General features: G+C 68.7%; 1 protein-coding gene. It reads left to right on the top strand.

The window, feature by feature from the left end; all coding sequences use genetic code 11:
- The coding region (gene groL, locus AC5L3X_RS39100; RefSeq protein WP_494863840.1) for a chaperonin GroEL at window positions 1-1,579 on the top strand (1,579 nt) is incomplete at both ends.

Here is a 1,579-nt window from a genome sequence, read left to right as displayed (position 1 = left end):
CTCGAGCGCGGTATGAACCAGCTCGCCGACGCCGTCAAGGTGACCCTGGGGCCCAAGGGCCGCAACGTCGTGCTGGAGAAGAAGTGGGGCGCTCCCACGATCACCAACGATGGTGTCTCCATCGCCAAGGAGATCGAGCTCGAGGACCCGTGGGAGAAGATCGGCGCCGAGCTGGTCAAGGAAGTCGCCAAGAAGACCGACGACGTGGCGGGCGACGGCACCACGACCGCCACCGTGCTGGCCCAGGCGCTGGTCCGTGAGGGCCTGCGCAACGTCGCCGCCGGCGCCAACCCGATGTCGCTGAAGAAGGGCATCGAGTCCGCCGTCGAGCGGGTCAGCGAGGAGCTGTCCAAGCTGGCCAAGGACGTGGAGACCAAGGAGCAGATCGCCTCCACCGCCTCCATCTCCGCCGCCGACCCCGAGATCGGGGCGCTCATCGCCGAGGCGATGGACAAGGTCGGCAAGGAAGGCGTCATCACCGTCGAGGAGAGCAACACCTTCGGCCTGGAGCTCGAGCTCACCGAGGGCATGCGCTTCGACAAGGGCATGACGTCGATGTACTTCGTGACCGACTCCGACCGCATGGAGGCGGTGCTCGAGGACCCGTACATCCTCGTCGTCAACTCCAAGATCTCGGCCAACAAGGACCTGCTGCCGCTGCTCGACAAGGTCGTGCAGGCGGGCAAGCCGCTGCTGATCATCGCCGAGGACGTCGAGGGCGAGGCCCTGGCGACCCTGGTGGTCAACAAGATCCGCGGCCTGTTCCGCTCCGTGGCCGTCAAGGCTCCGGGCTTCGGTGACCGTCGTAAGGCCATGCTGGGTGACATCGCGATCCTGACCGGTGGTCAGGTCATCGCCGAGGAGATCGGTCTCAAGCTGGAGAGCGCCACGCTCGACCAGCTCGGCCGCGCCCGCAAGGTGGTCGTCACCAAGGACGAGACCACGATCGTCGACGGCGCCGGTGACCCCGACGCCATCGCGGGCCGGGTCAACGAGATCCGCGCCGAGATCGAGCGCACCGACTCCGACTACGACCGCGAGAAGCTCCAGGAGCGGCTGGCCAAGCTGGCCGGCGGCGTGGCCGTCATCAAGGCCGGCGCCGCGACCGAGGTCGAGCTCAAGGAGCGCAAGCACCGCATCGAGGACGCCGTGCGCAACGCGAAGGCGGCCGTCGAGGAGGGCATCGTCCCCGGCGGTGGCGTGGCGCTGCTGCAGGCCGGCGCCAAGGCGTTCGACAAGCTGGAGCTGTCGGGCGACGAGGCCACCGGCGCCGCGATCGTGCGCAAGGCCCTTGAGGAGCCGCTGAAGCAGATCGCCGTCAACGCCGGCCTCGAGGGCGGCGTCGTGGTGGAGAAGGTTCGCCACCTCACGCCGGGCGAGGGCCTCAACGCGGCCAGCGGCGAGTACGTCAACATGTTCGAGGCGGGCATCATCGACCCGGCCAAGGTGACGCGCTCCGCGCTGCAGAACGCCGCCTCCATCGCGGCGCTCTTCCTCACCACCGAGGCCGTCATCGCCGAGAAGCCCGAGAAGACCCCTGCCGCTCCCGCCATGCCCGGCGGCGGCGACATGGACTTCT

Source organism: Nonomuraea sp. CX421, from assembly GCF_059358955.1.
Note: the sequence above shows the minus strand (reverse complement) of the source record. Positions and strands in the feature narration are given on the sequence as shown.